We start from the raw sequence: 16943 nt of genomic DNA, 5'->3' as shown, positions 1-16943 counted from the left end.
ATCTGCCCATCTGGGGCGTTTGAGAATTTATTATGTTAATCAAATTATTAACCAAAGTTTTTGGTAGTCGTAACGATCGTACCCTGCGCCGTATGCGTAAAGCTGTTGCCGTCATCAACGGTATGGAACCGGCGATGGAAAAGCTGTCAGATGACGAGCTGAAGGCGAAAACGGCGGAGTTCCGCGCGCGTCTGGAAAAAGGCGAAACCCTGGAAAGCCTGATCCCGGAAGCGTTCGCTGTCGTGCGTGAAGCGAGTAAACGCGTTTTCGGTATGCGTCACTTCGACGTGCAGCTGCTGGGTGGTATGGTGCTCAACGAGCGCTGCATCGCGGAAATGCGTACCGGTGAAGGTAAAACCCTGACCGCGACGCTGCCCGCTTACCTGAACGCACTGACCGGTAAAGGCGTTCACGTCGTCACCGTCAACGACTATCTGGCACAGCGTGACGCCGAAAACAACCGTCCGCTGTTTGAATTCTTAGGCTTGACCGTGGGCATCAACATGTCCGGTCTGCCTGCACCCGCCAAGCGTGAAGCCTATAACGCAGACATCACCTACGGCACCAACAACGAATACGGCTTCGACTACCTGCGCGACAACATGGCGTTCAGCCCTGAAGAGCGCGTACAGCGCAAGCTGCACTATGCGCTGGTGGATGAGGTGGATTCCATCCTGATCGATGAAGCGCGTACCCCGCTGATCATCTCCGGCCCGGCCGAAGACAGCTCTGAAATGTACCGTAAAGTCGACAAAATCATTCCGCACCTGCTGCGTCAGGAGAAAGAAGACTCCGATACCTTCCAGGGTGAAGGTCACTTCTCTGTTGATGAAAAAGCGCGCCAGGTTAACCTGACCGAACGTGGTCTGGTTCAGATTGAAGAACTGCTGGTGGCTCAGGGCATTATGGAAGAGGGTGAGTCTCTTTACTCTCCAACTAACATCATGTTGATGCACCACGTGACGGCCGCACTGCGCGCGCACGCGCTGTTCACTCGCGATGTTGATTACATCGTTAAAGACGGTGAAGTGATCATCGTTGATGAACATACCGGCCGTACTATGCAAGGGCGTCGCTGGTCTGACGGTCTGCACCAGGCGGTTGAAGCGAAAGAAGGCGTTGATATTCAAAACGAAAACCAGACGCTGGCGTCTATTACCTTCCAGAACTACTTCCGTCTGTACGAGAAGCTGGCAGGGATGACCGGTACTGCAGATACCGAAGCGTTTGAATTCAGCTCTATCTACAAGCTGGATACCGTGGTTGTTCCTACCAACCGTCCGATGATCCGTAAGGATATGCCGGATCTGGTGTACATGACCGAAGCGGAAAAAATTCAGGCGATCATCGAAGATATTCGCGATCGTACCGCGGCGGGCCAGCCGGTGCTGGTGGGGACCATCTCCATTGAGAAATCCGAAGTGGTTTCCAACGAGCTGACTAAAGCGGGCATTAAGCACAACGTTCTTAACGCCAAATTCCACGCCAAAGAAGCAGATATCGTTGCGCAGGCGGGTTATCCGGGAGCCGTGACCATCGCCACCAACATGGCGGGTCGTGGTACGGATATTATGCTCGGCGGTAGCTGGCAGGCCGAAGTGGCGGAGCTGGAAAACCCAACACCAGAACAAATTGCGCAGATCAAAGCCGACTGGCAGGTGCGTCACGATGCCGTGCTGGCATCGGGTGGTCTGCACATCATTGGTACCGAGCGTCACGAATCTCGTCGTATCGATAACCAGCTGCGTGGCCGTGCGGGCCGTCAGGGTGATGCCGGTTCTTCTCGCTTCTACCTGTCTATGGAAGATGCGCTGATGCGTATTTTTGCCTCCGACCGCGTGTCCGGCATGATGCGTAAACTGGGTATGAAGCCTGGCGAAGCGATTGAGCACCCATGGGTCACCAAAGCGATTGCTAACGCACAGCGTAAAGTGGAAAGCCGTAACTTCGATATTCGTAAGCAGCTGCTGGAATATGATGATGTTGCCAACGATCAGCGTCGTGCAATCTATACCCAGCGTAACGAACTGCTGGACGTGTCCGACGTGAGTGAAACCATCAACAGTATCCGTGAAGACGTGTTCAAAGCGACGATCGATGCGCATATTCCTCCGCAGTCTCTGGAGGAAATGTGGGATATCGAAGGTCTGCAGGAACGTCTGAAAAATGATTTCGACCTTGAACTGCCAATCAAAGAGTGGCTGGACAAAGAGCCTGAGCTGCACGAAGAGACGCTGCGTGAACGTATCTTCGAAACTGCTCTGGACGTGTACAAGCGTAAGGAAGAGGTCGTTGGCGAAGAGATGATGCGTCACTTCGAAAAAGGCGTGATGCTGCAGACGCTCGACTCCCTGTGGAAAGAGCACCTGGCGGCGATGGACTACCTGCGCCAGGGTATCCACCTGCGCGGCTATGCGCAGAAAGATCCGAAGCAGGAGTACAAGCGTGAATCCTTCTCCATGTTTGCTGCTATGCTGGAATCGCTGAAGTATGAAGTCATCAGCACCCTGAGCAAAGTTCAGGTGCGTATGCCGGAAGAAGTAGAAGCGATGGAGCAGCAGCGTCGTGAAGAAGCTGAGCGTCTGGCACAGATGCAACAGCTGAGTCACCAGACTGACGAAAGCGAAGCCGCAGCGGCGATCGCAGCGCAGACTGGCGATCGTAAAGTGGGCCGTAACGATCCGTGCCCATGTGGTTCCGGTAAAAAGTACAAGGCGTGCCACGGCCGTCTGAGCTAAGACGTTAACAACCCGAAAAGGCGCAGATTACTGCGCCTTTTTTATGGAAGTCACAATATGAAAACACTGCAAATTGCCGTCGGGATTATTCGCAACCCGCAAAACCAAATTTTCATCACCCAGCGCGCTGCCGACGCCCATATGGCGAACAAGTGGGAGTTTCCTGGCGGAAAAATCGAGTCGGGTGAAACGCCGGAACAGGCGCTGGTTCGGGAGCTTCAGGAAGAGGTGGGGATCACCCCGCTTGGCGCAACGCTGTTTGATAAGCTCGAATACCAGTTCCCGGATAGGCACATCACGCTGTGGTTCTGGCTGGTGGAAAGCTGGGAAGGCGAGCCCTGGGGGAAAGAGGGACAGCCGGGTAACTGGGTTGAGCTTAAGGCAAGTGATGCCGACAAATTTCCTCCGGCAAATGCGCCCGTCATATCCCGCCTGACGGGCAACCTGTAGGCCTGCTAAGCGAAGCGCCAGCAGGCATTAAAGGCTATCGCTGCTCTTCGCTCCAGTCATCACTGTCAGAGAGATCGCCTTCGCTTGGAATGCGTTTCTCTTCCGCGGCCCATTCGCCCAGGTCAATGAGCTGGCAGCGCTTGCAACAGAATGGGCGAAATGGGCTCACTTCGCCCCAGACAACGGTTTTGCCACAGGTCGGGCAGTTTACGGTGGTTACGTCAGACATCGGCACTCCTTAACAACAGGCCAGTTCAAAATCGAGGCGTTCCGGCACGGTGCCATTTTCACTGTCCAGCGGCATAAAGCGAATCGCAAAACGACTCTTATGCCCCGAAATTTGCGGGTAAAGCTGCTCACCCAGCGATAAATTCAGGCGTAACAGATCGGCATCATCCCCGTTATCCTGGTAGAAACCGTTCAGGCTGGTTTGCTTGCGGAACGGGGCTGAGTTACGGATAAGATCGAGGATCAGCGAGAGCGTTTGATTCATTGGCTCCAGGCTTGCCAGCCAGCTGTTCACCTGAGCGTCACGCTGTGCCTGCGGCATATGAAGCCACATGTGCAGGGTCGGCAGGTCGAAGCTGCAGCAACCGCCAGGGATGCTGAGACGCTGGCGCACCAGAGCGATCAGGCGATCTTCACGCAAAAACTGCCCGACGCGCGGTGCGGCCATCAAAATGGCACTGCTGCTTTTCAACTCCTGGCGGAGCGCGTCGATACGGCTCTGGTCTACGCCTGGCACTTCTGTCCATGCCTGTAATTTACGCTGCTGGCGCTCCAGCTCTTTGAGCAATTCTGTGCGGACATCGCCGCGTTCAATCACATCCAGCAGATCGCCAACGTTGCGGAAGAAATGCAGGGCGGTGGCATGATCGTTAACAGGCAGATGATGCGAAAGCTGTTGAATGAGAAATTCGATGCGCAGCCAGGTACGCATTTTTTCGTTAAGTGGGTGCTCAAAAAGGATGTGGGTCGACATTATGGTTTTTCCTGTGCAACGGCCTGCGCGGCGAACGTCAGATACTGCGCGTGCAGACGGGCAACATCCGATGCAATCGCATCTGGTGCGCCGTTATTATCAATAACATCATCCGCAACGGCAAGGCGCTGAGCGCGCGTGGCCTGTGCGGCAAGAATGTGTTCAGCATGTTCACGTGAGACCCGATCCCGCGCCACGGTTCGTAGGATTTGCGTTTCGGGGGAGACATCTATCACCAATACCCGATCGGCTTTATGTTGCAGCTGATTTTCTACCAACAGTGGAACGACCCAGAGCACATAAGGCGAACGTGCTGCGGCAATCTGACGCTGGGTTTCCTGGTGGATAATGGGATGCAGCAGGGCATTAAGCCAGGCTTTTTCTGCAGAATCAGAAAAAATGCATTCACGAAGCTGGCGGCGATTGAGCGTGCCATCCGCATTGAGGATGACGGGGCCAAAGTGTGCCTTGATGGCCTTGAGTGCGGGTGTATTTGGCTCTACCACCTGACGGGCAATGATATCGGCATCAATAATCGTGATACCCAGACGAGAAAACGCGTCCGCAACGGTACTTTTTCCACTACCGATGCCGCCGGTTAATGCGACGATATACCCCATTAAATCGAATCCTGGGAATTATTCATTATTAAAATCAATTGGTTGAAATTCAAACTTTCTACCGCGAGTGTTTAGCTCTCGTTACCTGCTTTTTATCAGGTAAATTTATAGGATTGTAGCGTAAAAAAAGAGAATTTCGCAGTCTTGCGGAGCAGGTATTAGTGCGTATGATAACGTCACTGGAGTTGTGCTTTTAACATATTTGCCTCTAACCCCAGGAATCCGCACATGCGTATTGAAGAAGATCTGAAGTTAGGTTTTAAAGACGTTCTTATCCGCCCTAAACGCTCTACACTGAAAAGTCGCTCAGACGTTGAACTCGAACGTCAATTCACCTTTAAACATTCCGGTCAGACCTGGTCTGGCGTGCCGATTATCGCTGCCAATATGGATACGGTCGGTACCTTTGAGATGGCAACGGCCCTGGCACAGTTCGATATTCTTACCGCGGTTCACAAACACTACAGTACCGAAGAGTGGAATGCGTTTGTCGCCTCTGCATCCGCGGATGTGGTGAAGCATGTGATGGTCTCTACCGGCACCTCAGACGCGGATTTCGAAAAAACCAAACATATCCTGAACGCTAACCCGGCGCTTAACTTTGTGTGCATTGATGTGGCGAATGGTTATTCCGAACACTTCGTCCAGTTTGTCAGCAAAGCGCGTGAAGCCTGGCCGACTAAGACCATCATTGCGGGCAACGTGGTGACCGGTGAAATGTGTGAAGAACTGATCCTCTCCGGTGCAGATATTGTAAAAGTAGGCATTGGTCCGGGTTCCGTATGTACTACGCGCGTGAAAACCGGTGTCGGTTATCCGCAGCTGTCTGCCGTGATTGAATGCGCTGACGCCGCGCACGGCCTGGGCGGTCAGATCATCAGCGATGGTGGTTGCACCATGCCGGGTGATGTTGCGAAAGCCTTTGGCGGCGGTGCGGACTTCGTGATGCTCGGCGGTATGCTGGCAGGTCATGAAGAGAGTGGTGGTACCGTCGTTGAAGAAGATGGCGAGAAATTCATGCTGTTCTACGGTATGAGCTCTGAATCCGCGATGACCCGTCACGTCGGTGGCGTGGCAAAATACCGTGCGGCGGAAGGCAAAACCGTGAAGCTGCCATTGCGCGGCCCGGTTGAATATACCGCGCGCGATATCCTCGGCGGCCTGCGCTCGGCCTGTACCTACGTGGGAGCATCCCGCCTGAAAGAGCTGACGAAACGCACAACGTTTATTCGCGTTCAGGAACAGGAAAACCGCGTTTTCAATAGCCTGTAATACCGCTGGCTGGCGCATGTCCGTGCGCCAGCACTCTTCTGTACTATCCCGCACTCATGGCATCCCCCAGATGGAATATCGGCAGATACATTGCGACCACCAGCGTGCCGATAATCAACCCTGTCACAATCAACAGCAGCGGCTCCAGAAGCGCAGCCAGATTGTCTGCTTGTTGAAATGTCTGTTCCGTATGGTGGCGGGCAAGGTTCGCCAGCATCACATCAAGCGCACCCGCGATTTCACCGGTTCGAATCAGCTGTATGCACAGCGGTGTAAAGACAGATGCCTGCTGAAAGGCTGACCACACGGGCATTCCTTGCTCGATATGTTCGCGTACCTCCCGCATTTTGGTTTGCCAGTACCCGCTTTCAACCGTCTCTTCCACACTTTCCAGCCCCTGCAAAAAGGCGATCCCGGCTTGCTGGGTTAATGACAGTACGGTAAATATCTGCCCCAATTTTTGCCCACGCGCCAGTACGCCCATCACGGGCAGATGCAGCAGCATGCGCTGCCAGCGCGAATGCCGTCGTAGCTTACAGGCGGCAACAACCAAAATAAGAAGCAGGGCAAAAAGCGTGACAATGTGCCCCTGAATAGCGGCGGCTAACCCCATGACCGCCTGCGTGAGCCAGGGCAGGGGAGTATTAAACGTTTTATAGATTGCGGCGAACTCGGGCAGCACCAGCGTCACCATCGCCAGCACCACCAGCGCTGCAAGGGTCAGAATGATCGTGGGATAGCGCAGCGCCTTTTTGACTTTTGCACCGAGCTGCTCCTGGGCTTTTTGTTGCTGTGCGAGCTGGCGACAGCACTCCTCCAGCTTCCCCGTTAGCTCGCCTGTCTTTACCATGGAGACATAAAGCGGGCTAAACACCTCCGGCCATTTATTCATTGACGCAGAAAAGGAACAGCCTCCACTGAGATCGTCAGCAAGGCTGTGAAGCAGAGCCTGCCAATGCTTTAACGGATGCTGTTCCGCCAGCATTTGCAGGCTGTGAGACAACGTCAGGCCAGCCTGCAGCAGCGTCGCGAGCTGGCGAAAGATATCGTAGCAGTGAAGACGCTGCCATCGAGGACGCAGCAATGACCGATTGAGCGCCAGCGGATGAAGACGCCGTTGTTCTAAGCTGCTGCAAGCAGCTTCTCGACTGATAGCCCAAAGCGTGCCCGTGCGGATTTCACCCTCCGCAGTAAGCGCCCGCCATCGCCAGAGTTGATTAACAGCCATCGGGCATTCCCATGACGCGGACGACCTCTTCGATCGTGGTGAGCCCTTCTTCTACAGCCATACAGCCATGCTCAAACAGCGATGTCATTCCCGCCTGACGGGCGCTGCCCTCTATCACCTCTATGCTTGCTCCGCTGGCAATCGCCTGCCGAAGCGTGCTGTCGATGGACAGCACTTCAAAAATCGCCACGCGGCCATAAAAACCGTGATAACAGCGATCGCAGCCTGTAGGTTGCCAGCGCGGAAGCGGCCTGGGCCAAAGAGCGCGAGGTAATTCTTCACGGCCGCTGGCTTCATGGCGACAGTGGGGACACAGGCGGCGAACCAGCCGCTGGGCAATCACCAGCGAAAGCGCTGAGGAGAGCATCCACCGGGCGACTCCCATTTGTTGAAGACGAATAAGCGTCTCCGCTGTTGAATTGGTATGGAGCGTAGACAGCACCAGATGCCCGGTTTGCGCGGCCTTGATGGCGATCTCTGCGGTGTCGCCGTCACGGATTTCGCCCACCATGATGATGTCGGGATCCTGACGAAGCAGCGCCCGCAGCACACTCTGGAAGGTTAATCCTGCTCGGGGATTAATCTGCGTCTGGTTCAACCCGGCAAGCGGTATCTCAATCGGATCTTCCACGCTGCAGATGTTGACGTCCTGAGTGTTACGCGCCTGCAACGCGCTGTAAAGCGATACGGTTTTCCCGCTGCCGGTGGGGCCCGTCACCAGGATCAAGCCTTGCGGACGATGAAGGGCCTCGTTAAAGCAGGCCAGCTGTTCGGCATTCATTCCCAGCTTAGCGGGTTCCAGCGCCTGTTGAACCTGATGCAGCAGGCGCAGCACAATTTTCTCACCACCGCTACAGGGGAGCGTAGAGATACGGAAGGAGACCGGCTCGTTGGCTACCTCAACCGTAAACTGACCATCCTGAGGCAAACGGCGCTCCGCAATATCCAGATTGCCCAACACCTTTAAGCGAGCGATGAGCATGGTCGCCAGCGCCGCGGAAAGCGGTGGCTGCGGGCAAAGCACGCCGTCGATGCGTAAACGGATCTGGCAGGCGTGCTCCATCGGTTCAATATGAATGTCGGATGCGCGTTGGCTTATCGCCTGCTGCAGCGTGTGGTTGAGGATATCTACCGCGGAGTGCGGTGCTGATACGACGGGGAGATGAGATTGTGATGCCATCTGCCGGTGCTTTTCCATGCGTTCAACGCTCCAGCATTCGATATCAATCCGTTTTTGCGTCGCGAAACGCAATGCTTCCATCAGTTCATTGCCGGGATTTCCCGCTACGGCAATGCTGATCGTGTCGGTATCGCTGGTCAGTAGCACGGCGTGATGACGCAGGCATAGTGCGACGAGTTGCTCGGTATTCATCATCCGCTCCCGTTAGTGAGTGTCGAAGCGGAAAACGTCTTCACAGGCCTGCTTGAGCGCGCTGTCAGAGTCGATCTTGCAGTCACGTGTCCAGCCCGTCATGCCATTGCCGTCGCTCCAGAGCGGCGTCATGAGAACCTCCAGCCCGTTCAGGCTCTCCTGCCCCGTTAACGACACGACGCCTTTCGCCACGCTCATCGCTGAAACATAACGTGTCGTCGTCGGAGAGGGGATGCCGTTCGTTCCCGCATCACAACCCTCCACGCCACCGTGGTCCAGCGCGCAAAGCTCGATAGCCGTGCGATAAGGGACAAACGTTTGCAGCATATCGGTGAGTGCGGCTTTTCGCAGGTAGTTCTGGTACGCGGGTATGCCGATGGCGCTCAGGATGGCAATAATGCCAATCACCACCATTAGCTCAATGAGCGTGAATCCTTTTTGTCTGTTCATGTCTGCTCCTTAGGTTAAGTGCCGCTACTCTGGCAGTGAGAGGGCGCAGAAACGAGGGGCAAAAAAGGAAACGTGAATGGGCTTTCAGGGATTTAACGTAGCGTTACAGGGAAGGGCAAAAGATTTGCGATGAAGGCTGTATTTCCCCCTTCGCGTGAAGGGGGATAACGGGATTACTTAAAGCGCATGGAGAGATCGAGAGCCCGCACATGCTTGGTGAGGGCACCTACGGAGATAAAATCAACGCCGGTTTCCGCGAATTCACGGAGGGTATCGAACGTCACGTTGCCGGATACCTCAAGCTGCGCTTGTCCGTTCGTCAGTTTTACCGCCTCACGCATCTGCTCGGTTTCAAAGTTATCCAGCATGATGATGTCAGCCCCGGCCTTAATCGCCTGCTCAAGCTCTTCCAGATTTTCCACTTCCACTTCAACCGGCACGTCCGGGTGGAGCCAGAAGGCTTTTTCCACCGCCTGGCGCACGGAGCCAGAGGCAATAATGTGGTTCTCTTTAATCAGGAAGGCATCTGACAACCCCAGACGATGGTTTGCGCCGCCGCCGCACAGCACCGCGTATTTCAGCGCGGTACGCAGGCCCGGCAGGGTTTTACGGGTATCCAGCAGCTGCGTGCGGGTACCGGCCAGCAGGTCAACGTAGCGACGTACTTCGCTTGCTACCCCGGACAAGGTCTGGACGAAGTTCAGCGCGGTGCGTTCGCCGGTGAGCAGCACGCGGGACGGGCCATCGAGCTCAAATAGCGGCTGGTTCGCCGTGACGGTGTCGCCGTCTTCCACGTGCCAGGTTACCTGCACATCATCACCTGCCAGCTGGGTAAAGACCTCTTCAACCCAACGCTTGCCGCAAAAAACGCCGTCTTCACGCGTGATGATGACCGCGTGGGAGCGTGTCTCTTTTGGCAACAACTGTGCGGTAATATCGTTTTCGGCGCTGACGTCACCGCCCAGGTCTTCTTTCAACGCATGGGCAACGCTTGCCGGGATATCCATGTTAATACGTTCCAGAAGCGCTTCACGTCGGTGGTCGGGGTTGTAGCGGCGAGGCGGCATGATAAAACTCCAAATTGGTAACGAATCATAATATTGAAACATGCTACTCTGAACCGAGTCATTGCACCATACAGAAGGAGTTCCAGCATGTTGTTAGAAGACGGATGGCTGGTGGATGCGCGGCACGTGCCCTCGCCGCACCACGATTGCCGCCCGGAGGATGAAAAGCCCACACTGCTGGTGGTTCATAATATTAGTCTTCCGCCGGGTGAGTTTGGCGGTCCGTGGATCGATGCGTTATTCACGGGAACGATTGATCCCGATGCTCATCCCTTTTTTGCTGAAATTGCTCATCTGCGCGTATCGGCACATTGTCTGATCCGTCGCGACGGAGAAGTGGTTCAATATGTTCCTTTTGATAAGCGCGCCTGGCATGCTGGGGTGTCGATGTATCACGGGCGCGAACGGTGCAATGATTTCTCCATTGGGATCGAACTGGAAGGCACGGATACCACGCCCTACACCGATTCACAGTATCAACAGCTAGCGGCCGTGACCCGAACGCTTATCGGGCTCTATCCGGCAATCGCTGAAAATATTACCGGACACAGTGATATCGCCCCGGTGAGAAAAACCGATCCCGGTCCGGCTTTTGACTGGTCCCGGTTTCGCACCATGCTCGCCGCGTCGTCAGAATAAGGAGATACCATGACGTTGTTTACCATGCTGCTGGTAATGATTGCTGAACGCCTGTTTAAACTTGGCGAGCACTGGCATCTGGATCACCGGCTGGAGGTGATTTTCCGCCGGATCAAACATTTTTCCATGCTGCGTACGCTGTTGATGATGGCGGGCGTCATGCTTATTACCTTCCTCCTCCTGCGCTCGCTGTACGGGCTGTTTTTCAACGTGCCGCTGCTGGTGGTGTGGATCCTGCTTGGGGTGCTGTGCATTGGTGCGGGCAAAGTGCGTATGCACTATCACGCTTATCTTAAAGCCGCCTCCCGTGACGATGCCCATGCGCGCGGAGCCATGGCGAGCGAGCTGACGATGATCCACGGCGTGCCGCCGGACTGCGACGAGCGCGAGTTTCTGCGCGAGCTGCAAAATGCGCTGCTGTGGATCAACTTCCGCTACTATCTGGCACCGCTGTTCTGGTTCGTGGTGGGCGGTCCGTGGGGGCCGGTACTGCTGATGGGGTATGCATTCCTGCGCGCCTGGCAGACCTGGCTGGCCCGTTACCTGACGCCGCATGAACGCTTGCTGTCAGGCATTGATGCCATCCTGCACGTGCTCGACTGGCTCCCGGTTCGTCTGGTGGGCGTGGTGTACGCGTTAATTGGTCACGGTGAAAAAGCGCTGCCTGCATGGTTCGCCTCGCTTGCCGACCGCCATACGTCGCAGTACCAGGTGTTAACGCGTCTGGCGCAGTTCTCGCTGGCGCGTGAGCCGCACACCGACAAGATTGAAACGCCGAAAGCCGCTGTCTCCATGGCGAAGAAAACGTCGTTCGTGGTGGTTGTGGTCGTGGCGTTGCTGACTATCTACGGCACGCTGGTGTAAGCCAGCGCGCCGCAAAGACTAAAGCGTATCCGCGGGCGGGATGCCGAAATCAGGCATCCCGTTTTCGTCCCAGCGGACAAGCTTCAGGCGAGTATGGCGGTTCGGATCGTACAGCGGGTCGCCCTCAATTTCAGTGTAATTACGCGCGTGATACACCAGCACATCTTCCCCTTCCGGCGTTAGCGTAAAGCTGTTGTGTCCCGGACCGTACTGGCGGTTTTCGTAACTGGTGACGAACACCGGGCGCGAGGATTTTTGCCAGTTTGCCGGGTTTTTCGGATCGGCATTCAGGTCTATCCACAGTAGCCCCATGCAGTAGTTCTCGTCGGTGGCGCTGGCGGAATAGCTGATAAACAGCTTATCGTCGTGAACCAGCACCGCCGGACCTTCGTTGACCCAAAACCCGCGACGCTCCCAGTCATACTCCGGCTTGCTGAGCATCAGTGGCTCGCCTTTCACTGTCCAGGGGTTTTCCATTTCGCACAGATAAAGATTGGAGTTCCCGGAGATGTCCGGCGCTTTTTGCGCCCACAGATACCAGCGTTTTCCCTGATGAACAAAGGTGGTGGCGTCCAGCGCGAAGGTGTCGAACTGCGTTTTTATCTGACCTTTTTCCGTCCACGTACCGGTGAGCGGATCGCCGTCGGCACACTCCAGCGCAAACATCCGGTGCTGGAACATCCCAAGTTCGTCGAGCGCCTGGGTGTGCGTCGCGGCAAAGTAGATGTACCACTTGCCGTCAATGTGGTGCAGTTCCGGCGCCCAGATCAACTGGCTCATCGGGCCGGTCTCGGGTTTGCGCCAGACCACAACTTCTTCAGCTTTACGTAAGCCTTCCAGCGACGCTGCGCGGCGGATCGCCAGCCTGTCGTACTGCGGCACGGAGGCGATAAAATAGTACTGCCCCTCATGGCGTAAAATGTACGGGTCGGCACGTTGTTCGATAAACGGGTTTGGCCACTGATGCATTTGGATCTCCTTATTTTGTCTCTGCGGCTTTCAGTTCCTGATAGTCGCTCAGTTCACGGTAATTGGTGCGACGTTTTTCCAGGTCTTCCTGAATGCGTTTCATCGTTTCACGGTCTACCTTCAGCAGGCGTACTACGCCCGCGGTAATTAAGTATCCAATGCCGGGAATGACGGTAAAGAGCAGCACGATCCCGTTAATGGCGTCCGCGCTCTGCGCTTTTGCGCCCGAGTCATAACCGTACCAGGAGAGCAGGAAGCCGACCATCGCTCCGGCAATCGCCAGCCCCAGCTTCAGGAAGAAGATGTTGCCGGAGAAGCTGATCCCGGTAATGCGTTTCCCGGTCTTCCACTCGCCGTAGTCGTCCACGTCGGCCATCAGCGACCAGTGCAGCGGTGACGGGATCTGGTGCAGGATGTTCAGCAGGAAGTAGAGCACCACGATGGTGACGGTGGCTTTCGGGTCAAAGAAGTAGAAGGCGCAGGAGAAAATCGCCAGCACGATGTTGGTCCAGAAGAAGACCTTCAGCTTACACCAGCGGTCGGTCAGCACTTTAGCCAGCACGCTGCCGAGCATCATGCCCACGACGCCAAGGCTAATAAACAGCGTGGCGAAGTGGGTGCTCTGGCCCATCACCCAGGTGACGTAATACATGGTGGCCGCCATGCGGATAAAGCCCGGGCAGACGTTGCACAGGGTCAGGAGTAGAATGCGTACCCACTGGTCGTTCTTCCACACGTCTTTCAGATCGTTTTTCAGCTCATCGTTGGTTTGCACCGCCGGGCGCACGCGCTCGCGCACGGTAGAGAAGCTGAACAGGAACATACAGGTCCCAATCAGGGCCAGGACGGTCATTGCCATCTGGTAGCCCTTGGCCTTGTTGTCCCCGCCAAACCAGTCGGCCATCGGCAGCAGCGTTAATGAGAGCAGCAGCGTGGCGATACCGACCATCACAAAACGATACGACTGGCAGGCGACGCGCTCTTTCGGATCGTTAGTGATCACGCCACCCAGCGAGCAGTAAGGAATATTGATTGCCGTGTAGGTCAAAGAGAGCAGGAAGTAGGTGACAAACGCATAGATAACTTTGCTGTTATAGCTCCAGTCTGGCGTGGTGAACATCAGGATGCTGAACAGCGCGTAGGGGAAGGCGATCCACAGCAGCCATGGACGAAATCGGCCATATTTACTGCGGGTACGGTCGGCAATCGCCCCCATGATCGGGTCCGTTACGGCGTCAATCACGCGGACGGACAGCAGCAGTACGCCGACCAGCGCAGGCGCCAGGCCAAAAATATCCGTATAAAAATAGTTAACAAACAACATGATGGCGCCGAAGATGATGTTGCATCCCGCGTCGCCCATCCCATAGCCGATCTTTTCTTTTACTGACAGTTTGTTGTTATCCATCGACAGCTCTCCGGTTTACGGTATGGAGAGAATTATTCGCTGGCTCATGAATATATGCGTTGCAGGATAAAGGCGGTGATATGGATGAAACGGCTGAAGGCCTGAATTTGTGAGGAAGGTAACAACACGCTGTACCCGCAAAAAACGGGTACAGCGCAGAGAGGCTTAGTGCGCTTTCACGGCTTTCTGGTTCTTCTGTTTCACCAGGTAGCCCACGCCGAGGATCGCAATCCAGACCGGGATCAGGTAAACGGAAATCGCCATCCCCGGGGTGATCAGCATGATCACCAGCACGGCCGCCATAAACACCAGGCACACCCAGTTACCCAGCGGGTAAAGCAGGGCAGGGAAGCGCGTGGTGACGCCTTGCTGCTGCTTGGCGCGGCGGAACTTGATGTGCGCCAGGCTGATCATCGCCCAGTTAATCACCAGAGCAGAGACCACCAGCGCCATCAGCAGGCCGAAGGCTGACTCCGGCGCCAGGTAGTTGATCAGCACGCACAGCGCCGTGACAACTGCAGACACAATAATGGTGTTCACCGGCACGCCGCGCTTATCAACGTTGAGCAGCGCTTTCGGGGCGTTGCCCTGCTGAGCCAGACCGAACAGCATGCGGCTGTTGCAGTAGACGCAGCTGTTATAAACAGACAGCGCCGCGGTCAGAACAACCACGTTGAGTGCGTTTGCCACAAAGGTATCGCCCAGCTCGTGGAAGATCAGCACAAACGGGCTGGTGTCAGCGGTTACGCGGGTCCACGGCAGCAGGGAAAGCAGCACGGCCAGCGAGCCCACATAGAAGATCAGGATGCGGTAGATAACCTGGTTGGTGGCTTTTGGAATGCTCTGCTCCGGGTTGTCGGCTTCCGCGGCGGTGATGCCCACCAGCTCAAGACCGCCAAAGGAGAACATAATGATAGCCATCATCATTACCAGGCCGGTCATGCCGTGAGGCAGGAAGCCACCCTGTTCCCAGAGGTTGCGCACTGTCGCCTGCGGGCCGCCATTGCCGCTGAACAGCAGCCAGCCGCCGAAGATGATCATCGCCACTACGGCAATCACCTTAATAATGGCAAACCAGAACTCCATTTCACCGAACACTTTTACGTTGGTCAGGTTAATGGCGTTAATAATGACGAAGAAAGCCGCTGCGGAGGCCCAGGTTGGGATCTCCGGATACCAGAACTGAATGTATTTCCCGACGGCGGTAAGCTCAGCCATGGCAACCAGGACGTACAGCACCCAGTAGTTCCAGCCAGAGGCGAAACCGGCAAAGCTGCCCCAGTATTTGTAGGCAAAGTGGCTGAACGAGCCTGCAACCGGCTCTTCAACGACCATCTCACCCAACTGACGCATAATCAGAAAGGCAATAAAGCCTGCGATTGCATACCCCAAAATAATGCCCGGACCGGCTGACTGGATAACGGACGCGCTGCCGAGAAACAGGCCAGTACCGATAGCACCACCCAGTGCAATGAGCTGTATGTGGCGGTTCTTAAGCCCGCGCTTTAGCTGATCGCCGTGCTGTTGAGCTTCCATTTGAAACCTCGTGTGTGGTTGTTATGTTCACGCTGTGCGTGTGTAATTATGAAAATCCATATTCTGTATTTATTTCTTTACGGTTAACGAGACCGAAAAAAGCGGAGATGACTTCCGTAAGCGCAAGAATAGTGGTAAGCGCCTGTGAATGCACCTGCTTTATGAAGGGCTGATGACGACTTGAATAAAAAGAAAGCATTTGTAAATCGGCCCGCTCAGTCTTCCTAACCCAACCTATAGAATAGAAATGCGCCAGAAGTGGGCGAATTTTCGTTATTTGCCTTGTTGAATCGCTTCAGATTGCAAAAACCCTCGTTTCATTAAGGTTAAAACTGCCTCTTTGGGAGTAATCAACTCATTTGTGCAAAGTTACATTTCTGAAACGTTATTTCTGTAAGGTTGTTAAAATGTGCAGGGTTTACTGATTTCAATCAAAACCAATATGGACAGAAGGTGAATACTTTGTTACTTTAGCGATACGAACTTGAAATTGGTAAGACCAATTGACTCCGGGCAAAAAGGCGTAAGACAGGGAATATGGCCTACAGCAAAATTCGCCAACCAAAACTATCTGATGTGATTGAGCAGCAGCTGGAGTTTTTAATCCTCGAAGGGACTCTGCGCCCGGGTGAGAAACTTCCGCCAGAACGCGAGCTGGCAAAACAGTTCGACGTTTCACGTCCCTCTCTGCGTGAGGCGATTCAACGTCTCGAAGCAAAGGGCTTGCTGCTTCGTCGCCAGGGCGGCGGAACCTTTGTGCAAAACAGCCTGTGGCAGAGCTTCAGCGATCCGCTGGTAGAACTTCTCTCTGACCACCCAGAATCCCAGTTTGATCTGCTTGAGACCCGTCACGCGCTTGAAGGTATTGCGGCCTATTACGCCGCCCTTCGCAGCACTGATGAAGATCGCGTGCGTATCCGCGAACTGCATCAGGCCATTGAACGGGCACAGCAGTCCGGCGATTTAGACGCCGAGTCCAGCGCCGTTGTCCAGTATCAAATCGCCGTCACCGAAGCGGCCCACAACGTGGTGCTCCTCCATCTGCTACGCTGCATGGAGCCGATGCTGGCCCAGAACGTTCGTCAGAATTTTGAATTGTTGTATGCCCGTCGGGAGATGCTCCCACTGGTAAGCAACCATCGCACCCGAGTATTCGAGGCGATAATGGCCGGGGAACCGGAGCAGGCGCGTGAAGCGTCGCACCGCCATCTGGCTTTCATTGAGGAAATCTTGCTGGACCGCAGCCGTGAACAATCGCGTCGCGAACGTTCATTACGCCGCATACAGCAACGAAAGGATTAAGCGCCAGGTACTTTTAGAGCGCGGCAACTAAACGCAGAACCTGTCT

General features: G+C 55.1%; 16 protein-coding genes. 6 read left to right on the top strand and 10 right to left on the bottom strand.

Translation table 11 applies throughout. From position 1 onward, the window contains the following. Window positions 1–32: 32 nt before the first annotated feature. Window positions 33–2738: a preprotein translocase subunit SecA gene (gene secA, locus AC2T6E_RS10960; RefSeq protein ID WP_108417090.1), complete on the top strand. Its 2706-nt coding sequence runs from the start codon at window positions 33–35 to the stop codon at window positions 2736–2738. 57 nt (window positions 2739–2795) lie between these two features. Continuing rightward, entirely contained in the window at window positions 2796–3188 is a 393-nt protein-coding gene (gene mutT, locus AC2T6E_RS10955; protein WP_325839366.1) for an 8-oxo-dGTP diphosphatase MutT, read from the top strand. Window positions 3189–3222: 34 nt separating this feature from the next. Here mutT and yacG read toward each other — a convergent pair whose 3' ends face one another. Genes yacG through coaE form a run of 3 tightly spaced genes read right to left on the bottom strand, consistent with a single transcriptional unit; the run spans window position 3223 to window position 4790 of the window. After that, complete coding sequence (gene yacG / locus AC2T6E_RS10950; protein WP_010426960.1) at window positions 3223–3417, bottom strand: DNA gyrase inhibitor YacG; 195 nt, start codon at window positions 3415–3417, stop codon at window positions 3223–3225. 9 nt (window positions 3418–3426) lie between these two features. Further along, window positions 3427–4170 (bottom strand): cell division protein ZapD, encoded by a 744-nt coding sequence (gene zapD, locus AC2T6E_RS10945; protein WP_120159220.1) that lies wholly within the window; start codon window positions 4168–4170, stop codon window positions 3427–3429. Then, on the bottom strand, window positions 4170–4790 hold the full coding sequence (gene coaE / locus AC2T6E_RS10940; RefSeq protein ID WP_010426956.1) for a dephospho-CoA kinase: 621 nt from the start codon (window positions 4788–4790) through the stop codon (window positions 4170–4172). The genes zapD and coaE overlap by 1 nt, the downstream gene beginning before the upstream one ends. A gap of 228 nt (window positions 4791–5018) precedes the next feature. On the opposite strand from coaE, the gene AC2T6E_RS10935 reads away from it, so the two are divergent. Continuing rightward, window positions 5019–6062: a GMP reductase gene (locus tag AC2T6E_RS10935; RefSeq protein WP_486691674.1), complete on the top strand. Its 1044-nt coding sequence runs from the start codon at window positions 5019–5021 to the stop codon at window positions 6060–6062. 43 nt (window positions 6063–6105) lie between these two features. On the opposite strand, the gene hofC is transcribed toward AC2T6E_RS10935, so the two are convergent. From hofC to nadC, 4 genes are all read right to left on the bottom strand, one after another. Next, entirely contained in the window at window positions 6106–7290 is a 1185-nt protein-coding gene (gene hofC / locus AC2T6E_RS10930) for a protein transport protein HofC (protein ID WP_486691672.1), read from the bottom strand. After that, the gene (gspE, locus tag AC2T6E_RS10925; RefSeq protein ID WP_486692055.1) at window positions 7280–8662 is read right to left on the bottom strand and encodes a type II secretion system protein GspE; all 1383 of its coding nucleotides are present in this window, start codon (window positions 8660–8662) and stop codon (window positions 7280–7282) included. Before gspE ends, hofC begins: the two co-directional genes overlap by 11 nt. A 12-nt stretch (window positions 8663–8674) precedes the next feature. Beyond that, window positions 8675–9112 carry a prepilin peptidase-dependent pilin gene (gene ppdD, locus AC2T6E_RS10920; protein ID WP_182402901.1) on the bottom strand — a complete coding sequence of 146 codons (438 nt, stop codon included), beginning with the start codon at window positions 9110–9112 and terminating at the stop codon, window positions 8675–8677. Between the two features lie 173 nt (window positions 9113–9285). Then, window positions 9286–10179, bottom strand: a complete 894-nt coding sequence (nadC, locus tag AC2T6E_RS10915; protein WP_454539805.1) for a carboxylating nicotinate-nucleotide diphosphorylase — start codon at window positions 10177–10179, stop codon at window positions 9286–9288. 87 nt (window positions 10180–10266) lie between these two features. Between nadC and ampD the strand changes: the two genes are divergently transcribed. Both ampD and ampE read left to right on the top strand, forming a co-directional pair. Next, complete coding sequence (ampD, locus tag AC2T6E_RS10910) at window positions 10267–10818, top strand: 1,6-anhydro-N-acetylmuramyl-L-alanine amidase AmpD (protein WP_010426943.1); 552 nt, start codon at window positions 10267–10269, stop codon at window positions 10816–10818. A gap of 9 nt (window positions 10819–10827) precedes the next feature. Further along, complete coding sequence (gene ampE / locus AC2T6E_RS10905) at window positions 10828–11682, top strand: beta-lactamase regulator AmpE (RefSeq protein WP_042718216.1); 855 nt, start codon at window positions 10828–10830, stop codon at window positions 11680–11682. A gap of 18 nt (window positions 11683–11700) precedes the next feature. Here the strand turns inward: ampE and AC2T6E_RS10900 are convergent, their stop codons facing one another. The 3 genes from AC2T6E_RS10900 to aroP form a co-directional block, all read right to left on the bottom strand. After that, a complete protein-coding gene (locus tag AC2T6E_RS10900) occupies window positions 11701–12651 on the bottom strand; it encodes a glycoside hydrolase family 43 protein (RefSeq protein WP_486691668.1) in 951 nt (316 codons plus the stop codon). Window positions 12652–12661: 10 nt separating this feature from the next. Then, window positions 12662–14059, bottom strand: coding sequence for a glycoside-pentoside-hexuronide (GPH):cation symporter (locus tag AC2T6E_RS10895; protein WP_486691666.1), 1398 nt, complete (start codon window positions 14057–14059; stop codon window positions 12662–12664). 165 nt (window positions 14060–14224) lie between these two features. Further along, complete coding sequence (aroP, locus tag AC2T6E_RS10890; protein WP_042718224.1) at window positions 14225–15595, bottom strand: aromatic amino acid transporter AroP; 1371 nt, start codon at window positions 15593–15595, stop codon at window positions 14225–14227. A 537-nt stretch (window positions 15596–16132) separates the two neighbouring features. On the opposite strand from aroP, the gene pdhR reads away from it, so the two are divergent. Then, window positions 16133–16897, top strand: coding sequence for a pyruvate dehydrogenase complex transcriptional repressor PdhR (pdhR, locus tag AC2T6E_RS10885; protein WP_006173806.1), 765 nt, complete (start codon window positions 16133–16135; stop codon window positions 16895–16897). Window positions 16898–16943 lie beyond the last annotated feature (46 nt).

The sequence above is a fragment of the Enterobacter sp. B79-1 genome, assembly GCF_057444735.1.
This window is presented reverse-complemented; position numbering and strand designations above follow the sequence as displayed.